A 21,378-nucleotide genomic window follows, 5' to 3' on the forward strand; every position below is an offset into this window, starting at 1 on the left:
GTGGCGCCGGATCAGGCCTGACCAGGCGCTCGCCTCAGGCCGCCCGCTTCACACAGGCGGCGGCGGCTCGACGTGAGCGCGCTCAGCACGAGCCGCGTAGAGATCGTGGATCAGCGCGCGAGAGCGCTGGCGCCAGTCGGCGCCCTCGAAGTAGGTGACCGGGACCACGTAGACGAGGTCGCCACCGCGGCGGTGCGAGATCTTGACCGCGTCCGCGTCGCCCACCTCCAGGTAGTTGAACACGTCGTTGCCCTTCACGGCTGTGTGGTGCAGGGTGATCCATCGCCGCCAGGCTGGTTCAACCTGCAGTTCGTCCCATGCCTGGTCGAAGGCGTCCGGCAGGTCGTCTGGGATCCGTCGACTCAGCCAGGCGACGTTGATTCCCGAGTTGATCCACTCGTCGTGACCGCTCATCTGCTCATCATCACGCTTGACGGCACGAGCCGGTCGATGTGACCGCCATCACGTGACGCGGGCCACGTCGAAGGGTGGGGTCGGCGCGCCCCGGGCGGCGTTTTAGGTTGGGCTCTTAATTCCCTCAACCTAAGGAGACCCATGCGCCGTACGCTCCCCCGCTCGACCCGCGTCGCCGTCGCCGGCATCGCCTCGCTCGCCCTGTTCGGGCTGACCGCGTGCTCGGACGACTCGGACTCCGACAACGCGTCCGACACGTCGTCGGAGTCGCCGAGCGAGACCGAGAGTGAGAGCGAGGCCCCGACCGAGGAGCCGACGGTCTCGGAGGACGACGAGAGCGCGGCCTCAGGGTCCCAGCCGGAGTGGGCCAACCCGGTGACGACGCCGGGCGAGAAGATCACCACGATCGAGGCCGGGGACATGACGGTCGACGTCTACCAGGTGGGCACGACCAAGGCGACCAAGACCGGCCAGTTCGTCGACCCCGACACCAACAAGCCGCTGCTCGCGGTGGGCGACGAGATCGTGTTCGTCAACTACGTCGCCACCAACAACGGCGACGACATCGACCTCGGCTCGAGCGGCGTGAGCGTGGAAGCCCGCTACGACGACTGGCCCTACATGCAGGGCATGGACTCGGTCGTGGACGACGCGCTGTTCGAGGCGCAGGAGGTCAACGACGGCGCCTTCGCGCCCGGCTCCTACGTCGACCCGCCGGTCTACACCTTCGGGTCCGGGCAGGTCATCTCGTTCGGCGAGAACTTCATCTACCAGAAGGGCTCGCCCATCACCTTCGAGGTGTCGGTGACTCCCGTGGACGCCGAGGGCGAGCTGCTGCACGACGAGCGGATCGAGGCCGAGGGCGCCGCGACCATCTCGTAGGGGTCCGAGGACGGGCGCGGTGGTTTCGAGGCTCGCTGCGCTCGCACCTCAACCAGCGAAAGGGTGCGGGCGCGGCGGTTTCGAGGCTCGCTGCGCTCGCACCTCAACCACCGAAAAGCTGCGCTCGCACCTCAACCACCGAAAAGCTGCGCTCGCACCTCAACCGGCGCGAGGAGCCCGCTCAGGTGCGGCGGACCCGACCTGCCAGCAGGTAGGCGATCGGGCCGAAGGGCTGCACCGCAAAGGACAGCGCCCACAGGGGCTTGGGTCCCCGGACCTGGTCGGCAGGACGGGACGCCAGGTCGCGTGATGCCGCGGTGGTCAGGACCACCTCGACGAGGCTGGCCGCGACGATGATGCGTCGCTGGCGCCGGGTGAGGTCGGACCACTTCTTCTTCGCCACCCCCCGAGCCTAGGCCGCGCCACCCCTGACACGGGCACACGGGTGGGCCGGTGCGCAGTTCGGCGTGAGCGCGCCGGGAGGAGTGAACCGGCGCCTCCGAGGGAAGACAGTGGGGGCATCATCCCGATCCCTGGCAGAGACGAGAAGCCGATGGACCAGCAGCAGACCTCCTGGGCAGTGACCAGGGACGGCGTCCGGCACCAGCTCACCCTGAGCGCCGAGGGTCTGAGCCTGCGCGAGTCCGACGGCGAGGGGGTCGCCCACTACTCCTGGGCGGAGGTGCCGCTGGTCGTGCTCCCGACCCCGCTCGCCGTCGAGCTGCACACCCAGCACGCCGGGGTGATCACCCTCGCCGTGCACGCAGGCGTGATCCAGCGCGAGCTGCGCGAGACCCTGCGCGAGCTCGGGGTGGACGTCCGCACGCCGCCGACGCCCGTCGCCTCGTTGCCGGATCCGGACGACCGCGTGACCCCGCGGCGCCCGAAGTACGTCGACGGGGCGGGGTACCTGGCGCTCGGCCTGGTCATCAACGTGATCGGGGTGCTCATGCTCCTGGCCTCCTCGAACGCCCAGACCAGCGAAGCGGGCGATGGCATCACGCCCGGGTACGTCATCGCGTGGCTGACGCTGGGCGTCGGCTCGCTCGTCTCGAGCATCGGGGTCATCGCCATCGGCGTCACCATCGGGCTGCGGCGGGCGGTCGACCTCCTGGGTCCCCCCTCGCAGTGGGGGGCACGGCGGTAGGCGTCGCTCGACCCGAGCTCTGACACCCCCACTATCGGCCGGGTCAGGGGCGGGTGACGTCCCCGAGGTCGAGTCGGAAGCGCTTGCCGGTGACGGCCACGGGGATCAGCTCGACGACGTCGTACTTGGGCGTGGAGACCCACGGCCGGCCGGCCAGGTCGTCGGCACGGCCCTGCTCGTCCTCCTCGAGCCGGCGCAGGACCCCGCGGGCCACGACGGACCAGGCGCCCTCGAGGTCGTGCCAGTCGATCTCGAAGGCGACGTCGCTCTGCAGCGCAGCGGCCAGCAGCTTGTTGCCCGACGCCGTGCGGAAGAGCAGGCTGCGGTTGTCGACGAGGTAGTTGATCGGGACGATGTGGACCTCGTCGACCAGGCGGTAGGCCAGGCGGCCGAACTCCTCGAGCTCGAGCAGCTCCCAGCACTCCTCGAGCGTCAGGTCCTCGACCGGATCGTGGACGGACTGTGCGGTCATCATGGTGCTCACCTCGTTCCGCGGGGCCGACGGGCAGCTGCGCGTCGTGGTCACGATCCTGGTACTCCCGAGGCGGCAGCAGGAGGGTCCTTGGTCCCGTCGCCTACGGACCTCAGGCCGCACCCCACACCCGAGCAGGGGACCCGCTGACCTGGCGGTCGTCTAGACCCGGTCCCGGGCCATGGTTAGGCTCGTGAAGTCCAGGGAATGGACCTGTCGACCAAATCCGGTGCACCCGGATACAGGACAGAGGTTGTCGAACGAGGACGGTCCGGATGCCGCTTTCACTGCCACGAGAGACCGGCGGGCCGGTGCGTCTCGCGATCGTCACCGACGAGGACGTTGTCTACCGGGGCCTGTCCTCCGTGGTGGTGGAGATGGGCGCGCCGACCCAGCTGCTCGGCCGCACCGTGGATCTCACCGCCGACCCCGGCGTCGACGTCGTGCTGTACGACGTCGCCCGCCTCAGCAGCGGCAGCGCCGACGAGCTCGAGTGGCTGGTCAAGGAGTCCCACGCCGCCGTGGTGGCGATCGCCCGGGACCTGCGCCCGGACCTGGCCAGCCACGCCCTCGAGAAGGGCGTCGACGGGGTCATCTCGATGTCGGCCGGCGCCGAGGAGATCATCCGGGCGATCGAGGCGGCCGCGGCCGGCGACCTCGCCGGCGACAACTCCCCCGAGGCCGCCGACTACACCGGCAACCCGAGCCGGCTCGGAGTCGCCGAGGGCCTCTCGCCGCGCGAGGTCGAGGTGATGGGGCTGATCACCCAGGGCCTCGGCAACGACGACATCGCCCGACGGCTCTACCTGAGCATCAACTCGGTGAAGACCTACATCCGCTCGGCCTACCGCAAGACCGGCGTCACCAGCCGTAGCCAGGCCATCGCGTGGGCGGTGCAGCACGGCTTCGCGCTCGACGATGTGCGCGATGCCCCCGCGCAGGGCACCGACGAGTCGTAGGGTCGCCCTGCTCCCTGGGCCCGTCGCCGGGCGCGACTCGATCTTGAGCCACTCTTGAGTGAGAAGCGCTGCGCGCCGGCCATGTTGCGACATACCGTGACCACGTCGTATCGGACGGGTCGGGTGATCTGCGAACACGCCGCACTCTGCGTCGCATACGTCCGAGACCACCGCTCCGCCTACTAGTAAGAGGCGGACCGGTGGTCTCGTCAGCACGCTACACCGCGCTCGGAATTCCTCCGTAGTCCGAACAATCACCCGCCAGGATGAGGCGTACGCCACACCCACCGGAGTACGTTGGTAGCGTCGGCGGTCTCGAGAGTTAGGGCTTACGCAGCCCATTCGGGAGGACTGCACCTCGAAAGAGACCGCCGACGCCAACCCTCATCCCGGGCCTCCCGCCGGATGACCACCCCCGAGGTAGCGACTCGCCCGTGGAGGTGTGGCCGCTCGTCGGCTAATCTGGTGACGCCGGACCGCTGGCGACCCGAGACGCCGGCGGTTCGGTCTTCTCATGCCCTGCCAGGGCCGCGGCCGTCTAGCCCGGGGTCAGCCACGCCGCGGGCACCCACTCCTCGACGAGCTGCCAGGCGTCGGGGCGCAGCTGCGCCAGGTAGGCCACCCGACCCTCCCAGCCCGCCTCGGCCTGGCGCCACTCCACCAGCAGGCCCGGACGCTGCACGCCATGGCGGTCCAGGGCATCGGAGACCCAGCAGTGACGCGCGGGGCACTCCTGGCTCCGGTGGGCAGCCTCAGGATCTGCGGGTGCGCCCGGGCGCACCCGCTCCGAGAGCGGCACCCCGCTGCCCTGCTTTGCCCAGCCGCCACCCATGCCTCGATGGTCTCACAGGTTCGAACACACGTTCGATGTGAGGCCTCAGTCGGAGGCCGTCTCCTCGTGGTGGGTGCCGGGGCGCGGCGCCCAGGGCAGCTCCTTGGCCGGGCGTACGACGATCAGCCGGTCGCCGCGGGCCAGCTGGGTGACGACCGGGTCGAAGTAGCGGTAGACCTTCTCGTCACGCACGACCGAGATCACCTGGTCCGGCAGCTGTTGAGGCTGCTTGCCGACCTCGCTGACCAGCAGGTCGCGCTCGGCCACCTCGAGGCCCTCGCCGTAGGTGAGCAGGTCCTCCATGACCGAGCCCAGCGTCGGCGACAGCGACGAGAGTCCGAGCAGCCGGCCGACGGCGTCGGAGGAGGTGATGACGGAGTTGGCGCCGGACTGGCGCATCAGGGGGGCGTTCTCCTGCTCCTTGACCGCCGCGACGATCCAGGCATCGGGGTTGAGCTGACGGACGGTCAGCGCGGAGAGGACGTTGGAGTCGTCGCGGTTGGTGGTGATGATGATCTGGTCGGCCTCCCCCACTCCGGCGCGGCGCAGCACCTCACGACGCGTGGCGTCGCCGGAGACGACCGCCAGTCCGTCGGCGTGCGCGTCGGCGAGCGCGGTCGGGCTCGGATCGACGATCACGATCGCCTCGCGGTTCTGGCCGTTGTTGACCAGGGTGTCCACGGCGCTCCTGCCCTTCGTGCCGTAGCCGACGACGACGACGTGGTGACCCATGTTCTTCCTCCAGCGAGAGACCCGGAACATCTCCCGGCCCTGCGACGCCAGCACCTCGAGGGTGGTGCCGATCAACAGGACCAGGAAGGCGATGCGGGCGGGGGTGATGATGAACGCGTTGACGAGTCGAGCGCCGTCGGTGACGGGGGCGATGTCGCCGTACCCGGTGGTGCTGAGCGTGACGGTCGTGTAGTAGATCGCATCGATGAGGCTGATCTCGTTGTTCGGGTCGTTGCCGTCGACGTAGCCCTTGCGGTCGAGGTAGACGAGCAGCACGGTGCCGGCGAGGATCCCGAGCGCGGCGAGCAGCCGGCGGCCGAGCTCCCACCAGGGGGAGCGGACGACCTCGGGCAGTGCGATGCGTCCACGGAAGGCGCTGCCAGCCTGGTCCCCCGTCACGTCCACCACACGGCGAATCTAGTGGACGCCCCGCACCGATCCGGTCAGGACCGGTCCTTCGTCATGCGGTTGCGCAGTCGGTTCACCAGCTCGAGGCGCGCGTGGGCGGTGCCCTTCTGCGGAAACACGGTGTCGAACGCGGCGTTGACGGCCGCGCCGATGAGCACGGCCAGCGCCAGGATGTAGAGCCACAGGAGCACCGCGATGGGCGCCGCGAGCGGCCCGTAGATCGACGTGGAGTCGGCAGCGGTCACGGTGAGCACCCAGCGCAGGACGTAGGAGCCCACGATCCACGCGACCAGCGAGAACGTCGCGCCCGGGAGGTTGAAGCTCCAGTTGGTCCGCACCGGCACCGACAGGTGGTAGAGCGTGGCGAGGAAGCAGACGCAGACCGCCACGACGACCGGCCAGTAGAAGCCCATCACGAACTGCGCGCTGTCGGGCAGGGCCTCTCTGACCAGCTTGGGTCCGGCCACCACCAGAGGGATCGAGACCGCGCCGGTGATCAGGGCGAGGATGTAGAGCACGAAGGACAACGCCCGGGTCTTGATGATCCCGCGGTGCCCACCGAGCCCGTGCATGATCGTGATGGTGTCGATGAAGACGTTGAGCGCGCGCGAGCCCGACCAGAGGGCGAGCACGAAGCCGAGCGAGACCACGTCGAAGCGGCCGGTCTCGAGCTCCTCCATGGTGCGGACGACGATCTGGTTGACGGCGCTGTCGGTGAGGAACGACGACGACAGGTCGACCACGGCCTGGCGGACGTCCTCGACCTGGGCGGTGGTGAAGCGGTCCGAGACGTAGCCGATGGCACCGGCGAGCGCGAAGATCAGCGGGGGCACCGACAGCACCGCGAAGAACGCCGCCTCGGCGGCCAGGCCGGTCACGCGGTAGCGCAGGCAGGCGCTCACGGTGGTGACCACGAGGCGCCAGAGGGTCTCGCCGCCGTGGCGCGCGACGGTCCTGGCCCGGCCCGGTGAGGCGGTGTCCTGGGTGTCCGCCGCCATGGCTCTACGGTAGTCGTATGGCACCCCCGGACCCGCCAACCCCGACGCGCCGCGAGGTGCGCGTCACGACCAACCAGGCGCCTCCGCTCGTCGGTCACAACGTCGTCACGGCCGACGCCGCGCTCACCGAGGCGGTGCTCCGCCACTCCGGCCCCGAGGTCCTGGAGGACCTGGTGGCCCTGGGCGCCGAGGCCGGCACCGCAGAGGCGCGCGAGCACGGTCAGCTCGCCAACGAGCACCACCCGGTGCTCACGCCGTACGACCGGTACGGCGAGCGGATCGACGAGGTCGTCTTCCACCCCTCGTGGCACTGGCTGATGGAGCGCGCGGTGGGCCACGGCCTCGCCGCGACGCCATGGGAGCAGCAGGAGGCCGGCAGCCCGCACGCGCATGTGCGCCGGGCCGCGGGCTTCATGGCGTGGTCGCACACGGAGCCCGGTCACGGCTGCCCCATCTCCATGACGTACGCCGCCGTGCCCGCGCTCCGCGCCGACGACGCGGTCGCGAAGGAGTGGACGCCCCTGCTGGCGTCGACGACGTACGACCCGGGCCTGCGGCCGATCGCGCAGAAGCGCGGCGCGCTCGTCGGCATGGGCATGACCGAGAAGCAGGGCGGCTCCGACGTGCGGGCCAACGTGACCGTGGCGCGGCCGACCGCAGTGGACGGCGAGTACACGCTGCACGGGCACAAGTGGTTCACCTCCGCGCCGATGAACGACCTGTTCCTGGTGCTGGCGCAGGCCGACGGGGGCCTCACCTGCTTCGTGCTCCCCCGCGTCCTGCCCGACGGCACCCGCAACCAGCTGGACGTCGTCCGGCTCAAGGACAAGCTGGGCAACCGCTCCAACGCCTCCTCGGAGCTGGAGTTCGACGGCACGCTCGCCCGCCGGCTCGGCGACGAGGGACGCGGGGTGCGCACCATCATCGAGATGGTGGCCGCCACCCGGCTCGACTGCGTGCTGGGGTCGGCGTCGCTGATGCGGCGTGCGGTCTCCGAGGCCTCGTGGCACGCCGCGCACCGCTCGGCGTTCGGCTCGCTGCTGGTTGACAAGCCGCTCATGCAGAACGTCCTGGCCGACCTGGCCGTGGAGTCCGAGGCCGCGACGGCGCTCGCGTTGCGGCTCGCATCGGCGGTCGACCGGCGCGACGACCCGCACGAGGCGGCGCTGCGGCGGATCGCGCTGCCGCTCGCGAAGCTCTGGGTCTGCAAGCGCACGCCCGCCCACGTGGCGGAGGCGCTGGAGTGCCTCGGCGGCAACGGCTACGTCGAGGAGTCGGTGCTGCCGCTGCTCTACCGCGAGGCGCCGCTCAACTCGGTCTGGGAGGGCTCGGGCAACGTCAACGCGCTCGACGTTCTCCGGGCCCTCGCGCGTGAGCCGGAGGCGCTGGCCGCCTGGATCACCGAGGTCGGCCAGGCCCGGGGCGCCGACGCACGCCTCGACCGCGCCGTCGACGACACCCTGGCCATGCTCGGGGAGTCCGCGTCCCTCGAGGTCGGCGCCCGCCGCCTCGCCGCCCGCATGGCCCTGTGCCTGCAGGGCTCGCTGCTCGTGCGCTTCGCGCCGCCCGAGGTCGCCGACGTCTTCTGCGCCTCGCGCCTCGGCTCGTCGTACGACGGGGTCTACGGCGCGCTGGCCTCCGGCGACCTGCGCGCCATCGTCGACCGCGCCCTGCCCACCGACCGCTGACCCGTCAGAAAGTTTCTGACGGGTCAGCGGTGGGGCGGGCTAGGACAGGACCAGTCCGGGGTAGAGCGGGTGCTTGTCGAGCATCTCGGCGGAGGCGTCCCTGACCTTGTCGGCGATGCCGTCGCCGAGGACGTAGGACGCCTTCGACGGGCCGCCGGCCTTGGTGGTGCCGGGCTGGGTGTGCTGCAGGACGTGGACGATCAGCTCGGCCACCTGGTCGAACTCGTCGTGGCCGAAGCCGCGGGTCGTGAGCGCGGGGGTGCCCAGGCGGATGCCGGAGGTGTACCAGGCGCCGTTGGGATCCGAGGGCACCGAGTTGCGGTTGGTGACGATGCCCGCGTCGAGCAGCGCCGACTCGGCCTGGCGGCCGGTGAGGCCGAAGCCGGAGACGTCGAGCAGCACCAGGTGGTTGTCGGTGCCGCCGGTGACGAGCCGGGCGTCGCGCTTGAGGAAGCCCTCGGCCAGGGACTTCGCGTTGTCCGCGACCTGCTGGGCGTAGGTCTGGAACGACGGCTGGCGCGCCTCCGCCAGCGCGACCGCCTTCGCCGCCATGACGTGCGACAGCGGGCCCCCGAGCACCATCGGGCACCCGCGGTCGACCGAGGATGCGTACTCCTCGGTGGCCAGCACCATCCCGCCGCGCGGGCCGCGCAGACTCTTGTGGGTCGTGGTCGTCACGACGTGCGCGTGCGGGACCGGGTCCTCGTCGCCGGTGAAGACCTTGCCGGCCACCAGCCCGGCGAAGTGGGCCATGTCGACCATGAGCGTGGCGCCGACCTCGTCGGCGATCTCGCGCATCTTGGCGAAGTTCACCCGCCGCGGGTACGCCGAGTAGCCGGCCACCAGGATCAGCGGCTTGAACTCGCGAGCCTTGGCCGCGACGACGTCGTAGTCGAGCAGCCCGGTCTCCGGGTCGGTGCCGTACTGCTGCTGGTGGAACATCTTGCCGCTGATGTTGGGACGGAAGCCGTGGGTGAGGTGGCCGCCGGCGTCCAGGCTCATCCCGAGCAGCCGCTGGTTGCCGAGCTCGTGGCGCAGCGACTCCCAGTCGGCGTCGGTGAGCTCGTTGATGTTCTTCGAGCCGGCCTTCTCCAGCCAGGGGCCTTCGACCCGGTGGGCCAGGATGGACCAGAACGCGACCAGGTTGGCGTCGATCCCGGAGTGCGGCTGGGCGTAGGCGTACTCGGCGCCGAACAGCTCGCGGGCGTGCTCCGCGGCGAGGGCCTCGACGGTGTCGACGTTCTGGCAGCCGGCGTAGAAGCGGTGGCCGACCGTGCCCTCGGCATACTTGTCGCTGAACCAGGTGCCCATCGTGAGGAGGACCGCGGGCGAGGCGTAGTTCTCGCTGGCGATCAGCTTCAGGGAGCCTCGCTGGTCGCTCAGCTCCTGGCGGGTCGCCTCCGCGATCCGGGGCTCGACCGAGGCGATCACCTCGAGGGCTTGGGAGTAGGCGCTGCTGGTGAGGGCGTCGATGTCGGCCATGTCGGCAGCCTAGTGACCCGGCGGGCGGTCGCCCAACGGCCGCCGCCCGCCGGACTCGGTCAGGGGTTGGACCGACGCGCGGGACGCCCGGGCTGCCTCGCCGCGGTCGGCGCCGGCGCCTTGACCGCCCACCGGCCGTAGGCGTAGCAGGAGTCGGAGCTGCAGGTGTAGTAGATGCCGAAGCCGTCGCGCGAGACGCCGGAGGCGCCCCCGCCCACCTGGTCTTGGTTGAAGATGTTGCCGAACGTGACGCCGCCCCGGTTGAGCTCGTAGAAGCAGGCCCACCCCGTGGGCCCCACCCGACCGAGCCCGGGGCACTCCGCGGTCATCGCCGCGCCGGCGTTGAGGTAGGTGACCCGGCTCATCGGGAGGTCGGCGGGCAGCCGGCTGGGCAGGGTGACCGCGTCGGCGACGTACCCGGTCGCGTTGCCGCCCCACGCGCTCCACAGACCGGACTGGACCGACCCGGCCTTGGCGTTGCGCGGCACCAGGGCGGTGGAGTCGAGCCCGTCGAGGGCATTGGCGTCCGGTGCCTTCGCGATGATGTTGCCGGGCAGCCGGCCCTTGCCGTTGGTGGCGACCAGCTTGCCGGCTCGCTTCTTGACCGAGGCGCCCGCGCCGACGGCGCTCTTGCCGTCGACGGCGTCGGCATTGGTGATCTTCGCCGCGACGCTGGGCGCCGCCAGGACGAGGACGCTGACGAAGAGCGCCACGGCGGCGCTGCGCAGATCTCGGCTGAGGCTTTCGCGGTTCCACCGGAACCGGGGGGTGGGGGTCATGGGGTCGTTCCTCTCGGGAAGGGGGATCCCACGTTCCTCCGCGCGCTGCGAGCCCGCATGACCCGAACGGGCCATATCGCCCTCACCCGTCCGAGTGTGACCTGCGCCGCACTACTCGCGAGTACAGGCTGACCGCCCGGCCCTTGTGTCTTGAATGTTGGACACGCATTCCACATCATGAGATTTCGCCTTGTGGCGGGGGCGTCCGCAGCGTGAGACTCCTTGACATGATCAGCGCCGAGACGCACGCCTACCTCGTGGTACGTCGCCACGTGGACTTCGGGCGTACGCGCAGCGCGATGTGTTGGCCCCGCTGAACGACGCCACCCCGATCATCTCGCGCCGGCCCACCCAAGGCCCGCGGCACTCAGCGAAGGACCAGCTCCTCATGCCCGATCAGCGCTTCCAGGCCCAGCCTCCCGCCCACACCGACGTGCCCCGCCCCAAGCGGGCCGAGGGCCAATGGGCGTTCGGCTACACCGAGCCGCTGAACAAGAACGAGCAGTCCAAGAAGGACGACGACCCGCTCAACGTCCGCGCTCGGATCATCAACATCTACTCCAAGCGCGGCTTCGCCTCCATCGACCCCGCCGACCTGCGCGGCCGCTTCCGGTGGATGGGCCTCTACACCCAGCGCGCGCCCGGCTTCGACGGCGGCAAGACCGCGACGCTCGAGGAGGAGGAGCTCGACGACGAGTTCTTCATGCTCCGGGTGCGCTCCGACGGCCGGCTGCTGGACCACGAGGCCGTGCGGACCCTGGGCCGCATCGGGGTCGACTTCGCCCGTGACACCGCCGACGTCACCGACCGCGAGAACATCCAGTACCACTGGATCCGCGTCGAGGACGTCCCGGAGATCTGGGACCGGCTCGACGCCGCCGGGCTGAGCAGCCTCGAGGCCTGCGGCGACTCCCCCCGGCCCTTCCTCGGCTCCCCGGTGGCCGGCGTGGCCCAGGACGAGATCATCGACGGCACCCGGGCGCTGGAGGAGATCTTCGAGCGCTTCATCGGCAACCCCGACTTCTCGAACTTCCCGCGCAAGTTCAAGACCGCCGTGACCGGCCACCCCAGCCACGACGTCTCCCCCGAGACCAACGACATCTCCTTCGTCGGCACCGTCCACCCCGAGCTCGGCCCCGGCTTCGACCTCTGGGTCGGCGGCGGGCTGTCCACCAACCCCATGCTCGCCGCCCAGATGGGCGTCTGGGTCCCGCTGGACGAGGTGGCCGACGTCTGGGCCGGCGTCGCCGGCATCTTCCGCGACTACGGATACCGCCGGCTGCGCTCGCGGGCGCGCCTGAAGTTCCTGGTCGCGGACTGGGGCATCGAGAAGTTCCGCGAGGTCCTCGAGAACGAGTACCTCGGCCGGCCGCTGGTCTCCACCCCCTCGCCCCCGGCCCCGGTGGGCCACCGTGACCACATCGGCGTCCACCGGCAGAAGGACGGCAGGTTCTACGTGGGCATCGCGCCCACCGTCGGGCGGGTGTCCGGCACGCTGCTGGTGCAGCTGGCCGACCTGATCGAGGAGTTCGGCGTGGCCGGCGCCCGCCTCACGCCGTACCAGAAGATCGTGCTGATCGGCGTCGACGAGGCTCAGGTCGAGCCGCTCGTCGCCCGGCTCGACGCGATCGGGCTGTCGGCTCGTCCCTCCAACTGGCGGCGCAACACGATGGCCTGCACCGGCATCGAGTTCTGCAAGCTGGCGATCGTCGACACCAAGGAGCGCGCCCGCGCGCTCGTGGGCGAGCTGGAGAAGCGCTTCCCCGACCTGGACACCCCGATCACGGTCAACGTCAACGGCTGCCCCAACGCCTGCGCCCGCACGCAGGTCGCCGACATCGGGCTGAAGGGCCAGCTGGTCATGTCCGACGGCGCGCAGGTCGAGGGCTTCCAGGTGCACCTCGGCGGCGCCACCGGCCTGGAGGCCAACTTCGGCCGCAAGCTGCGCGCCCACAAGGTCACGAGCGCGGGCCTGGACGACTACATCACCGTGGTCGTCGGCAACTTCCTCGCCGACCGCACCGAGGGCGAGCGCTTCGCCACCTGGGTGGCGCGTGCCGACGAGGAGCTGCTGCGCGGCGAGAAGACGTTGGCGGCGATATGAGCAACGAGCGCGCGACGCCGTTCCACTGCCCCTACTGCGCCGACGACAACCTGTGGCCGCACGAGTCCGACGACCCGTCGATCAAGGGCGCCTGGGAGTGCCGCTCCTGCCAACGCGCCTTCACCGTGAGGATGCTCGGCATGCTGCGACGGGGGGCCCAGGCATGACGACCGCAACCACCGCGGCCGCCCGCGCCAACCGCGGCTCCCAGACCGCCGGCCGCTCCCCCGAGGAGCTGCGCGAGCTGGTGTCCCACTGGGGTGCCGAGCTCGAGCTGGCCCCGGCCGAGCACATCATCGAGTGGGCCGCGGCCACGTTCGGCGAGCGGTTCTGCATCACCTCTTCGATGGGTGACGCCGTCCTCGCCGACCTGGCCGCCAAGACGGTGCCGGGCGTCGACGTGGTCTTCCTCGACACCGGCTACCACTTCATCGAGACCATCGGCACCCGCGACGCCGTCCAGGCCACCCTCGACGTCAACCTGCTCACGATCACCCCCGTGCAGACGGTGGCCGAGCAGGACGCGGCGTACGGCAAGGACCTCTACAAGACCGACCCCGATCTGTGCTGCGCGCTGCGCAAGGTCAAGCCGCTGGCCGACTCGCTGGCGTCGTACGACGCCTGGGCGACGGGGCTGCGCCGTGCCGAGACGCACAACCGGGTGATCGCACCGGTGATCGGCTGGGACGCCAAGAAGGGCAAGGTCAAGGTCTCCCCGCTCGCGCGCTGGACCGACGAGCAGGTCGATCGCTACATCGCCGAGAACGGCGTGCTGGTCAACCCCCTGGTCTACGACGGCTACCCCTCCATCGGCTGCGCACCGTGCACCCGGCGCGTCGCCCCCGGCGAGGACCCGCGCAGCGGCCGCTGGGCCGGAACCAACAAGACCGAGTGCGGGATCCACTCATGACCCCGATCCCAGCCCGACAACGTCGTCGGCCCACCGAAGCACCCGCAACCCTGGAGAGGAGGCCACGCTGATGGCCGCTCCCGCCCTGGTGGCCCTGGCTCACGGCAGTCGTGACCCGCGGTCGACCAAGACCGTCACCGCCCTGGTCGCCGAGGTCAAGGCGATGCGTCCGGACCTGCGCGTCGAGAAGGCGTTCCTGGACCTGGCGAAGCCGGGCTTCCAGACGGTCGTCGACCGCCTGGTCAAGGCCGGGTACGACGAGATCGTCGTCGTACCGCTGCTCCTGACCGAGGCCTTCCACGATGCCACCGACGTACCCGACGCCGTGGCCGAGGCCACCTCGCGCCACCCCGGGCTGCAGATCCGGGTCACCTCGATCCTCGGGCTCGAGGCGTGCTTCCTGGAGGTGCTCGACGAGCGCCTGCGCGAGTCGCTGCGCCGCTCGCGGGTCCGCGAGCTGGACGCCCTCGTCCTGGCCGCGGCCGGCTCCACCGACCCGCTCGCCAACCAGGCCGTCGCCCGCCTGGCCCGGCTGTGGGGCACCCACCACAAGCTGCCGGTCAGCGCGGCGTACGCCGCCAGCGCCCCGCCGGCCACCGGCGAGGCCGTGCGCGCCTTCCGTGCCGAGGGCCGCCGCCACATCGCGGTCGCGTCGCTCTTCCTGGCCCCCGGCGCCCTGGTCGACCGCGCCGCGGAGCTCGCCCTCGAGGCGGGCGCCGTCGCCGTCTCCGAGCCCCTCGGCGCCCACCCCGAGGTGGCCCGCACCATCCTCGCCCGCTACGCCGTCGGCGCCGTCGAGCTCGTCCCCGTCTGACGCCGACCCGTCAACCGACGAGCTGGGTGAGCAGGCGCTCGAGCTGGCGGGGCGGGTCGGCGGTGACGCCGCCGTGGACGGGGCCGGGCTGCAGCACCGTGCTCTTGGGCGCCTTGAGGAAGCCGAAGCGCTGGCCGAGGGGCTGGGCCGCGGCCGCTCCGCCGCGAGGGTCGCCGGCGCAGATGGCCTCGACGTAGGCGAGCGCGTCGCAGACCTGGTCGACGTCGAGGCGCGGGTCGAGGGCCAGGAGGCGCTCGCGATCGGCGTTCCAGGCGACGCCGAGGTAGTCGGTGGCCTGGCAGTAGACGACCACGCCCACGTTGAGGAACTCCTCGCGCTCCACGCGCGGCACGCAGCGCAGCACCACGTACTGATAGGCGAGTCTGGCGGTCACCGGCCGGCCGCCTTCGGGAGCCACTGCCGGGTGCCCAGGCGGGCGGTGAGGAAGTCGACGTACGCCGCCCGCAGCGAGGCCGGGTCCTCGGCGCCCGGCACCCCCTCCAGCCAGGCATCGGGCACCTGAGCGACGACCTCGACGAGCACGTCGGGCGTGACGAGCGCCGAGAGCCGCTCGTCCGTGGCACCCAGGTCGCCGACCCGGTCCAGCAGCACGTGGTCGCTCGGGTCCCACGGCTGGGCCGCGAACCGGGCCGGGTCGGTCACGCCCGCCGACCAGCCGTGGTGGAAGTACAGCGAGGCGCCGTGGTCGATCACCCACAGGTGGCCGTGCCAGAGCAGGAGGTTGGGGTTGCGCCACGTGCGGTCGACGTTGGCACAGAAGGCGTCCAGCCACACGATGGCCGCCGCGTCGCCCGCGTCGGCCGGCAGCTCGCCGTCGTACCCGAAGGAGCCGGGCAGGAAGTCGACCCCGAGGTTGAGCCCGGGGCTGGCGTTGAGCAGGTCCTGGACCTCCTCGTCGGCCTCGTAGCGAGCGATCTCCGGGTCCAGGTCGAGGGCGACCAGACGCGGGGTGTCGAGGCCGAGGTGGCGAGCGAGCTCCCCCACGACGACCTCCGCGACCAGGACCCGCACGCCCTGGCCGGCGCCGCGGAACTTGCAGACGTAGGTGCCGAGGTCGTCGGCCTCCACGATCCCGGGCAGGCTGCCGCCTTCGCGCAGCGGCGTGATGTAGCGCGTGACGGAGACGGTCTCGATCACGTCACCGGCACCTCGTTCAGGAGCCGGGCGCGCTGCTCCTCGACGTCGAAGTCCGCTGCCGGCCAGGTCGGCGCCATCTGCAGGAGCTTCTCGTGGAGCAGCCGGGCGATGGTGAGGTTGCGGAACCACTTGCGGTCGCTCGGCACGACGTGCCAGGGCGCGACCTCGGTGTTGGTGCGCTCCAGTGCGCCCTCGTAGGCCTCCCGGTACGCCGCCCAGTGGGCGCGCTCATCGACGTCGCCGGGGCTGAACTTCCAGTACTTCGCGGGGTTGTCGAGGCGCGCGAGGAGCCGCTCCTTCTGCTCGGCCGCGGAGATGTGCAGCATGCACTTGAGCACCACCGTCCCGCCGGCGACCAGCTCCTGCTCGAACTCGTTGATCGCGTCGTAGCGGCGCTCGATCTCGTCGGCGTCGGCGAGCTGGTGCACGCGCCCGATCAGCACGTCCTCGTAGTGGGAGCGGTCGAACACGCCGATGTGACCGGGCTCGGGCAGCGCCTGGCGGATGCGCCACAGGAAGTCGTGGCGGAGCTCGTCGGCGGTGGGCGCCTTGAACGCCGTGATCTGCACCCCCTGGGGGTCGACCAGGCCCACGGTGTGGCGCAGTACCCCGCCCTTGCCGGAGGTGTCCATGCCCTGCAGGATCAGCAGCAGCCGACGCGGGGACCCGGTGGTGCGCTCGGCGAAGAGCCGCTCCTGGACATCGGCCAGCTCGGGGCCGAGCGCCGCCAGGGCCGCCTCCCCCGCGTCCTTGTCGCCGTCGAAGCCGGGGGTCGCATCCGTCGGGATGTCCTTCAGGGACACGGGCCCGGGTGGGAGGCGCACCAGGGGCTCAACGGTCGCGAGGGTCATGGGAGCACTATCCCAGCCCGCTCAGCCGAGCACGGTCGCCACGTCGAGGGTGCAGCCGACGACGGTCGCGACGCATCCGCCGCTCTGTGGCTCGTCGAACCAGACGCCCCGGCTGAAGCCGACCTTGTCGAGCACCCGCAGCGAGGCGGCGTTGCGGTGGTCGGGCGCCGCGAACAGCGACCGGGCGTCGGGGAAGCGCCGCAGCGCCCGCGGCATCCAGGCCCACAGCAGGCGCGCGCCGAAGCCTCGGCCCAGCCAGCTCGGCTCCCCGATCGCGTAGTCCACCCCGATCGCGTCGGGGTCCGGCGTGAGCATCGCGAAGTCCGGGTGGTCACGGACCCTGTAGTCCTGCAGGAACCCCACGGAGCGGCCATTGACCTCGGCGACGTACATGCGCGTCGGCGTCATCCCGTCGATCGAGGGACCGTAGCGGGCGGCGACCCCCTCCAGGGTGGTGTCGTCGGTGGGCCACCAGCGACGCACGTGGTCCGCGGCGAGCCAGCGGGCCATGTCCGGGAGGTCGCCCGGGGTCATCGGGCGCACGGCGACCCGGTTGTCGTGGTCGACCAGGAACTGCTTGACCTCGCCCGACAGGTCGACCGGGACCGGGTCGACGGGCCGACTGGCGACGGTACGGCGCGCGGCGGCGGCCCACGACTCCGCCTCGTGCACGGCACCGAGGAGGTCGTGACCGCGGTCGTGCACCACCAGCCGCACGGCGGACCCGCTCATCCGGGCGCGGAGCCGCCGCGTCGTACGACCGGCGGCTGGCTCGACCACGGGAAGTCGATCCAACGCTCGGTGCGGCGCCAGACGTAGTCGGGGTGCACCACCGTCCAGGGCTTCTCGTAGATGACCGCACTGCGAGCCTCGGCGACGTGGCCGGCGCAGAAGTCCTGGACGATCTCCAGCGTCTTGCCGGTGTCGGCCACGTCGTCGGCGATGAGGACCTTGAGCCCGGACAGGTCCACCGCCGCCGGCGTCGGCGGGAGCATGATCGGGACCTCCAGGCGGGAGTCGACGCCGGTGTAGAACTCGACGTTGACCGCGGAGAGGTTCTTCACGTCCAGCGCGTAGCCCAGGCCCATCCCCAGGCCCAATCCGCCGCGCGCGATGGAGAGCACCAGGTCCGGCTCGTAGCCGTCGTCGGCGACCATCCGCGCCAGGTCGCGCACCGCGCCGCCGAACATCTCGTAGGTCAGGATCTCGCGCTCGTCGGCCACGGGGTGATTGTGGCATCCCGCTGCGGCGGGGCCGTCCCCGCTCGCGAGCGGGGCGTCGCTACAGATCGGCGGGGGCCTCGCGGTCGGCGGCCTGGAGCTCGTCCTTGACGACGCGGAAGGCGAGACCGGAGCCGTAGCCCTTGCGGGCGAGCATGCCCACCAGGCGGCGCGTGGCGGTGGTGTCGTCGACGCGGGTCAGGGTGCGCAGCTTCTTGCGGACCAGCAGCCGCGCGGAGTGCTCCTCGTCGGCCGGGTCGATCTCGTCGAGGGCCTCGCGGGCGACCTCGTCGTCGATGCCCTTGCGGCGCAGCTCCTGGGCCAGCGCGCGGCGGGCCAGGCCCTTGCCGGGCTGACGACTGGCCACCCAGAGCCGAGCGAAGGACTCGTCGTCGACGAGCCCGACCTCCTCGAACCGGTCCAGCAGGCGGGTCGCCAGCTCGTCGGGGACCCCCTTCTTGGCCAGCTTGGTGGCCAGCTCGCTGCGGGAGCGCGCCTGGCCGGTCAGCTGGTCCAGGAGGATCTTGCGGGCGACCGACTCCAGGTCGGCGTCCGGCCCCGTGGCCACGGGATCGTCGGGCGGCGGTGACGGCGCGGAACGCGTCCACGCCGCCACCCCGTCCCGGACGTCACCGAGCCAGGGGTCGGACTCAGAAGGAGTCGACACCGATCGGCTCGTCGCTCAGGTCGTCGGCGGGCGTGTCGACCTGGGGGCCGACACCGAGCTTCTCGAGGATCTTCTTCTCCAGCTCGTTGGCCAGGTCGGGGTTGTCCTTGAGGAAGGTGCGGGCGTTCTCCTTGCCCTGGCCGAGCTGGTCGCCCTCGTAGGTGTACCAAGCGCCGGCCTTGCGGACCAGGCCGGCCTCGACGCCGACGTCGATCAGGCCGCCCTCGCGGCTGATCCCCTTGCCGTACATGATGTCGAACTCGGCCTGCTTGAACGGCGGGGCCACCTTGTTCTTCACGACCTTGACCCGGGTCCGGTTGCCGACCATATCGGTGCCGTCCTTGAGGGTCTCGATGCGGCGCACGTCGAGGCGGACCGAGGAGTAGAACTTCAGCGCCTTGCCACCGGTGGTGGTCTCGGGCGAGCCGAACATCACGCCGATCTTCTCGCGGAGCTGGTTGATGAAGATCATCGTGGTGCCGGAGTTGTTGAGGGCACCGGTCATCTTGCGCAGCGCCTGGCTCATCAGCCGGGCCTGCAGGCCGACGTGGCTGTCGCCCATCTCGCCCTCGATCTCGGCGCGGGGCACGAGCGCCGCGACCGAGTCGATGACGATCAGGTCGAGCGCGCCCGAGCGGATCAGCATGTCGGCGATCTCGAGCGCCTGCTCACCGGAGTCGGGCTGCGAGACCAGCAGGGCGTCGGTGTCGACGCCGAGCGCCTTGGCGTAGTCGGGGTCGAGCGCGTGCTCGGCGTCGATGAACGCCACGATGCCGCCGGCACGCTGGGCGTTGGCCACCGCGTGCAGGGCGACGGTCGTCTTGCCGGAGGACTCCGGCCCGTAGATCTCCACGACTCGCCCGCGCGGGAGTCCGCCGAGGCCCAGAGCCACGTCGAGCGCGATCGACCCCGTGGGGATGACTTCGAGGGGGGCGCGCGTCTCGTCGCCCAGGCGCATGACCGAGCCCTTGCCGAACTGCTTCTCGATGTTGAGCAGTGCCGCGTCGAGGGCCTTGTCGCGGTCTCCACCAGCCATGATGTGTCCGTCCTTCGTCTGTGTGTGCGAGCTTCGTCGGTTGTCGTCGTCGTCTGGTTGGACGCTAGACCCGACCGCCGACAGTCCGCCTCCCCGTCGGGCGGGGCTGTGGATGGCGCCGGCGCCAGCCGGTGGCTGCGCCTGCTTACGGAGACCAATCTAGCCCGAACACCTGTTCGATCCGCGCTTGGCCGTCCGGCGTGTCGCGCCAGGAGTGCGGACTCGGCGCCGCCGGCTCGTCCGGGGCGGCCAGCGCCGCGACCAGCCCGCCCAGCAGGAACGCCCCGATCGCCGCGGCGAGCGTGCTGCTGGCGAAGCGTGGCACCCACGCACGGACGGGCGGAGCCCCGTGGAAGCGATGGGTCAGCGCATGGCCCTTGCCGCGCGCCAGCAGCGCGCGGTTGACGGGGAACGCCACGACGTACGCCACACCGAGCGCGAGCGCCATGCTCAGCCAGAACACCGGCTCCGCCAGCGTCGCCTCCATGGCGCCCGGCACCAGCGCCATCACCGCGTTGTCGACCAGCTCCATGGTCGCGATCGAGAGCGTGTCGGCCGCCAGCACCACCGACAGCGCCGCGCGTGCCGACAGGCCGGCGGCCAGCAGCGGCAGCGTCGAGAGCGAGTAGCCGAAGACGAACGCTAGGACGACGGCGAGCGCGATCGTGACCCCGGCGCTCAGGCCGGCCGCCGTGCCGATCATCAGCCCGAGCACCTCGCCGACGGCACAGCCGGTCAGGCAGTGCAGCGTGGCGCCGGCGGCCATCGCGTTGCGGCCGGACCTCTCCCCGTGGGCGTGGTGTGCGAGCCCGTGGTCGTGGCTCATCGCCGCCTCCTTGCATGATTACCCTAGGGGGGTATAGTACCGAGGCATGCAGATCCCGTCGAGCACCCTGGCGCGTGCCCTGGCGTTCGCGGCCGGGCTGGCGCTCGTCTTCGGCGTCGCCCTGGCCGCCGGCGCGACCCTGGGGCCCGTGGAGACCGAGCCGCGTGGCCACGACGACACCCACGTGGAGCCCGTCGGGTCGCCGGCCACCGGCTCCCCGCAGGCCGTGCCCGGTGGGCTTCAGTCCGCGCAGGACGGCTACCGACTGGTGCTGGCCGACACCCGCCTCTCCCCCGGCGCCGACCGCCCGGTGTCCTTCACCATCGAGGGGCCCGAGGGCGCGGTCACCGAGTACGACGTCGCGCACACCAAGCTCCTGCACCTGATCGCCGTCCGCCGAGACTTCGAGGGGTTCCAGCACGTCCACCCCACCCTGGCCACGGACGGCACCTGGGCCACCACCCTCGACCTCACCGGCGGCAGCTGGCGGGTCTTCGCCGACTTCACCCCCGCCGGTGGCGAGCCGCTCACGCTGGGCGCCGACCTCGCCGTCCCCGGCGCTGCCGCAGCCGCCGACCCGCGGCCGGAGACGCGCAGCGTGACCGTCGACGGCTACACGGTCACGCTCACGGGCGACCTCGTCGCCGGCGCCCACTCCGAGCTCACGCTGACCGTCACCCGCGACGGCCGCCCGGTGAGCGACCTGCAGCCCTACCTCGGGGCCTACGGCCACCTGGTGGCGCTGCGCGAGGGCGACCTGGCCTACCTGCACGTGCATCCCACCGGCGAGCCGGGCGACGGCGTCACGGCCCCGGGCCCGGACGTGACGTTCGGGGTGGAGGTGCCCAGCCGGGGCGACTACCAGCTCTACCTCGACTTCCGCCACGACGGCGTCGTCCGGACCGCCCACCTCGCCCTTCCCGCCTCCGGTAGCGGGCACGACGGTGGCGGGCACGACGACGGCGGGCACGACGACGGCGGGCACGGCCCCTAGCGCGC

At 71.5% G+C, this 21,378-nt stretch carries 25 protein-coding genes; 9 read left to right on the forward strand and 16 right to left on the reverse strand.

What is annotated here, in order from left to right; genetic code table 11:
• Positions 1–48 precede the first annotated feature (48 nt).
• Positions 49–414, reverse strand: coding sequence for a hypothetical protein (locus LQ940_RS12330; RefSeq protein ID WP_231242641.1), 366 nt, complete (start codon positions 412–414; stop codon positions 49–51).
• A gap of 141 nt (positions 415–555) precedes the next feature.
• Here LQ940_RS12330 and LQ940_RS12335 point away from each other — a divergent pair, with 141 nt between their 5' ends.
• Positions 556–1,296: a hypothetical protein gene (locus LQ940_RS12335; RefSeq protein WP_231242640.1), complete on the forward strand. Its 741-nt coding sequence runs from the start codon at positions 556–558 to the stop codon at positions 1,294–1,296.
• A 181-nt stretch (positions 1,297–1,477) separates the two neighbouring features.
• On the opposite strand, the gene LQ940_RS12340 is transcribed toward LQ940_RS12335, so the two are convergent.
• The gene (locus LQ940_RS12340) at positions 1,478–1,699 is read right to left on the reverse strand and encodes a PLDc N-terminal domain-containing protein (RefSeq protein WP_231242639.1); all 222 of its coding nucleotides are present in this window, start codon (positions 1,697–1,699) and stop codon (positions 1,478–1,480) included.
• A 150-nt stretch (positions 1,700–1,849) separates the two neighbouring features.
• Between LQ940_RS12340 and LQ940_RS12345 the strand changes: the two genes are divergently transcribed.
• On the forward strand, positions 1,850–2,443 hold the full coding sequence (locus tag LQ940_RS12345) for a hypothetical protein (RefSeq protein ID WP_231242637.1): 594 nt from the start codon (positions 1,850–1,852) through the stop codon (positions 2,441–2,443).
• A 43-nt stretch (positions 2,444–2,486) separates the two neighbouring features.
• Here the strand turns inward: LQ940_RS12345 and LQ940_RS12350 are convergent, their stop codons facing one another.
• Entirely contained in the window at positions 2,487–2,918 is a 432-nt protein-coding gene (locus tag LQ940_RS12350) for a pyridoxamine 5'-phosphate oxidase family protein (protein WP_231242636.1), read from the reverse strand.
• A gap of 272 nt (positions 2,919–3,190) precedes the next feature.
• Here LQ940_RS12350 and LQ940_RS12355 point away from each other — a divergent pair, with 272 nt between their 5' ends.
• The gene (locus tag LQ940_RS12355; protein WP_231242635.1) at positions 3,191–3,874 is read left to right on the forward strand and encodes a helix-turn-helix domain-containing protein; all 684 of its coding nucleotides are present in this window, start codon (positions 3,191–3,193) and stop codon (positions 3,872–3,874) included.
• Between the two features lie 538 nt (positions 3,875–4,412).
• Here the strand turns inward: LQ940_RS12355 and LQ940_RS12360 are convergent.
• From LQ940_RS12360 to LQ940_RS12370, 3 genes are read right to left on the reverse strand one after another with little or no spacing between them, the layout of a single operon-like run.
• Positions 4,413–4,706: a hypothetical protein gene (locus LQ940_RS12360; protein ID WP_231242633.1), complete on the reverse strand. Its 294-nt coding sequence runs from the start codon at positions 4,704–4,706 to the stop codon at positions 4,413–4,415.
• 45 nt (positions 4,707–4,751) lie between these two features.
• Entirely contained in the window at positions 4,752–5,846 is a 1,095-nt protein-coding gene (locus LQ940_RS12365; protein ID WP_231242632.1) for a potassium channel family protein, read from the reverse strand.
• A gap of 35 nt (positions 5,847–5,881) precedes the next feature.
• Positions 5,882–6,844 (reverse strand): YihY/virulence factor BrkB family protein, encoded by a 963-nt coding sequence (locus tag LQ940_RS12370; RefSeq protein ID WP_231242630.1) that lies wholly within the window; start codon positions 6,842–6,844, stop codon positions 5,882–5,884.
• A gap of 17 nt (positions 6,845–6,861) precedes the next feature.
• Here LQ940_RS12370 and LQ940_RS12375 point away from each other — a divergent pair, with 17 nt between their 5' ends.
• The gene (locus LQ940_RS12375; RefSeq protein WP_231242629.1) at positions 6,862–8,532 is read left to right on the forward strand and encodes an acyl-CoA dehydrogenase family protein; all 1,671 of its coding nucleotides are present in this window, start codon (positions 6,862–6,864) and stop codon (positions 8,530–8,532) included.
• Positions 8,533–8,571: 39 nt separating this feature from the next.
• On the opposite strand, the gene LQ940_RS12380 is transcribed toward LQ940_RS12375, so the two are convergent.
• Both LQ940_RS12380 and LQ940_RS12385 read right to left on the reverse strand, forming a co-directional pair.
• A complete protein-coding gene (locus LQ940_RS12380) occupies positions 8,572–10,014 on the reverse strand; it encodes a glycine hydroxymethyltransferase (RefSeq protein WP_231242628.1) in 1,443 nt (480 codons plus the stop codon).
• A gap of 59 nt (positions 10,015–10,073) precedes the next feature.
• Entirely contained in the window at positions 10,074–10,793 is a 720-nt protein-coding gene (locus LQ940_RS12385; RefSeq protein WP_231242626.1) for a hypothetical protein, read from the reverse strand.
• Positions 10,794–11,181: 388 nt separating this feature from the next.
• On the opposite strand from LQ940_RS12385, the gene LQ940_RS12390 reads away from it, so the two are divergent.
• From LQ940_RS12390 to LQ940_RS12405, 4 genes are all read left to right on the forward strand, one after another.
• Positions 11,182–12,897, forward strand: a complete 1,716-nt coding sequence (locus tag LQ940_RS12390; protein WP_231242625.1) for a nitrite/sulfite reductase — start codon at positions 11,182–11,184, stop codon at positions 12,895–12,897.
• Positions 12,894–13,064 (forward strand): hypothetical protein, encoded by a 171-nt coding sequence (locus LQ940_RS12395; protein WP_231242623.1) that lies wholly within the window; start codon positions 12,894–12,896, stop codon positions 13,062–13,064. Before LQ940_RS12390 ends, LQ940_RS12395 begins: the two co-directional genes overlap by 4 nt.
• A complete protein-coding gene (locus tag LQ940_RS12400) occupies positions 13,061–13,807 on the forward strand; it encodes a phosphoadenylyl-sulfate reductase (protein WP_231242621.1) in 747 nt (248 codons plus the stop codon). Before LQ940_RS12395 ends, LQ940_RS12400 begins: the two co-directional genes overlap by 4 nt.
• A gap of 70 nt (positions 13,808–13,877) precedes the next feature.
• Positions 13,878–14,621, forward strand: a complete 744-nt coding sequence (locus LQ940_RS12405; RefSeq protein WP_231242620.1) for a sirohydrochlorin chelatase — start codon at positions 13,878–13,880, stop codon at positions 14,619–14,621.
• Between the two features lie 10 nt (positions 14,622–14,631).
• Here LQ940_RS12405 and LQ940_RS12410 read toward each other — a convergent pair whose 3' ends face one another.
• The 8 genes from LQ940_RS12410 to LQ940_RS12445 form a co-directional block, all read right to left on the reverse strand.
• Entirely contained in the window at positions 14,632–15,015 is a 384-nt protein-coding gene (locus LQ940_RS12410) for a DUF3037 domain-containing protein (protein ID WP_231242619.1), read from the reverse strand.
• Positions 15,012–15,779: a HipA family kinase gene (locus tag LQ940_RS12415; protein WP_231242617.1), complete on the reverse strand. Its 768-nt coding sequence runs from the start codon at positions 15,777–15,779 to the stop codon at positions 15,012–15,014. Before LQ940_RS12415 ends, LQ940_RS12410 begins: the two co-directional genes overlap by 4 nt.
• Positions 15,776–16,630 (reverse strand): PPK2 family polyphosphate kinase, encoded by an 855-nt coding sequence (locus LQ940_RS12420; protein WP_231242616.1) that lies wholly within the window; start codon positions 16,628–16,630, stop codon positions 15,776–15,778. Before LQ940_RS12420 ends, LQ940_RS12415 begins: the two co-directional genes overlap by 4 nt.
• A gap of 21 nt (positions 16,631–16,651) precedes the next feature.
• On the reverse strand, positions 16,652–17,410 hold the full coding sequence (locus LQ940_RS12425) for a GNAT family N-acetyltransferase (RefSeq protein ID WP_231242615.1): 759 nt from the start codon (positions 17,408–17,410) through the stop codon (positions 16,652–16,654).
• Positions 17,359–17,853, reverse strand: coding sequence for a phosphoribosyltransferase (locus LQ940_RS12430; protein ID WP_231242614.1), 495 nt, complete (start codon positions 17,851–17,853; stop codon positions 17,359–17,361). The genes LQ940_RS12425 and LQ940_RS12430 overlap by 52 nt, the downstream gene beginning before the upstream one ends.
• A 58-nt stretch (positions 17,854–17,911) precedes the next feature.
• Positions 17,912–18,517, reverse strand: a complete 606-nt coding sequence (locus LQ940_RS12435; RefSeq protein WP_231242613.1) for a regulatory protein RecX — start codon at positions 18,515–18,517, stop codon at positions 17,912–17,914.
• Positions 18,501–19,556 (reverse strand): recombinase RecA, encoded by a 1,056-nt coding sequence (recA, locus tag LQ940_RS12440; protein ID WP_442939791.1) that lies wholly within the window; start codon positions 19,554–19,556, stop codon positions 18,501–18,503. The genes LQ940_RS12435 and recA overlap by 17 nt, the downstream gene beginning before the upstream one ends.
• A gap of 142 nt (positions 19,557–19,698) precedes the next feature.
• A complete protein-coding gene (locus tag LQ940_RS12445; protein ID WP_231242611.1) occupies positions 19,699–20,379 on the reverse strand; it encodes a DUF4396 domain-containing protein in 681 nt (226 codons plus the stop codon).
• A 46-nt stretch (positions 20,380–20,425) separates the two neighbouring features.
• Between LQ940_RS12445 and LQ940_RS12450 the strand changes: the two genes are divergently transcribed.
• Complete coding sequence (locus LQ940_RS12450; protein WP_231242610.1) at positions 20,426–21,373, forward strand: hypothetical protein; 948 nt, start codon at positions 20,426–20,428, stop codon at positions 21,371–21,373.
• The last annotated feature ends 5 nt before the right edge of the window (positions 21,374–21,378 follow it).

The sequence above is a fragment of the Nocardioides sp. cx-173 genome (assembly GCF_021117365.1).
Classification (GTDB): Bacteria; Actinomycetota; Actinomycetes; order Propionibacteriales; family Nocardioidaceae; genus Nocardioides.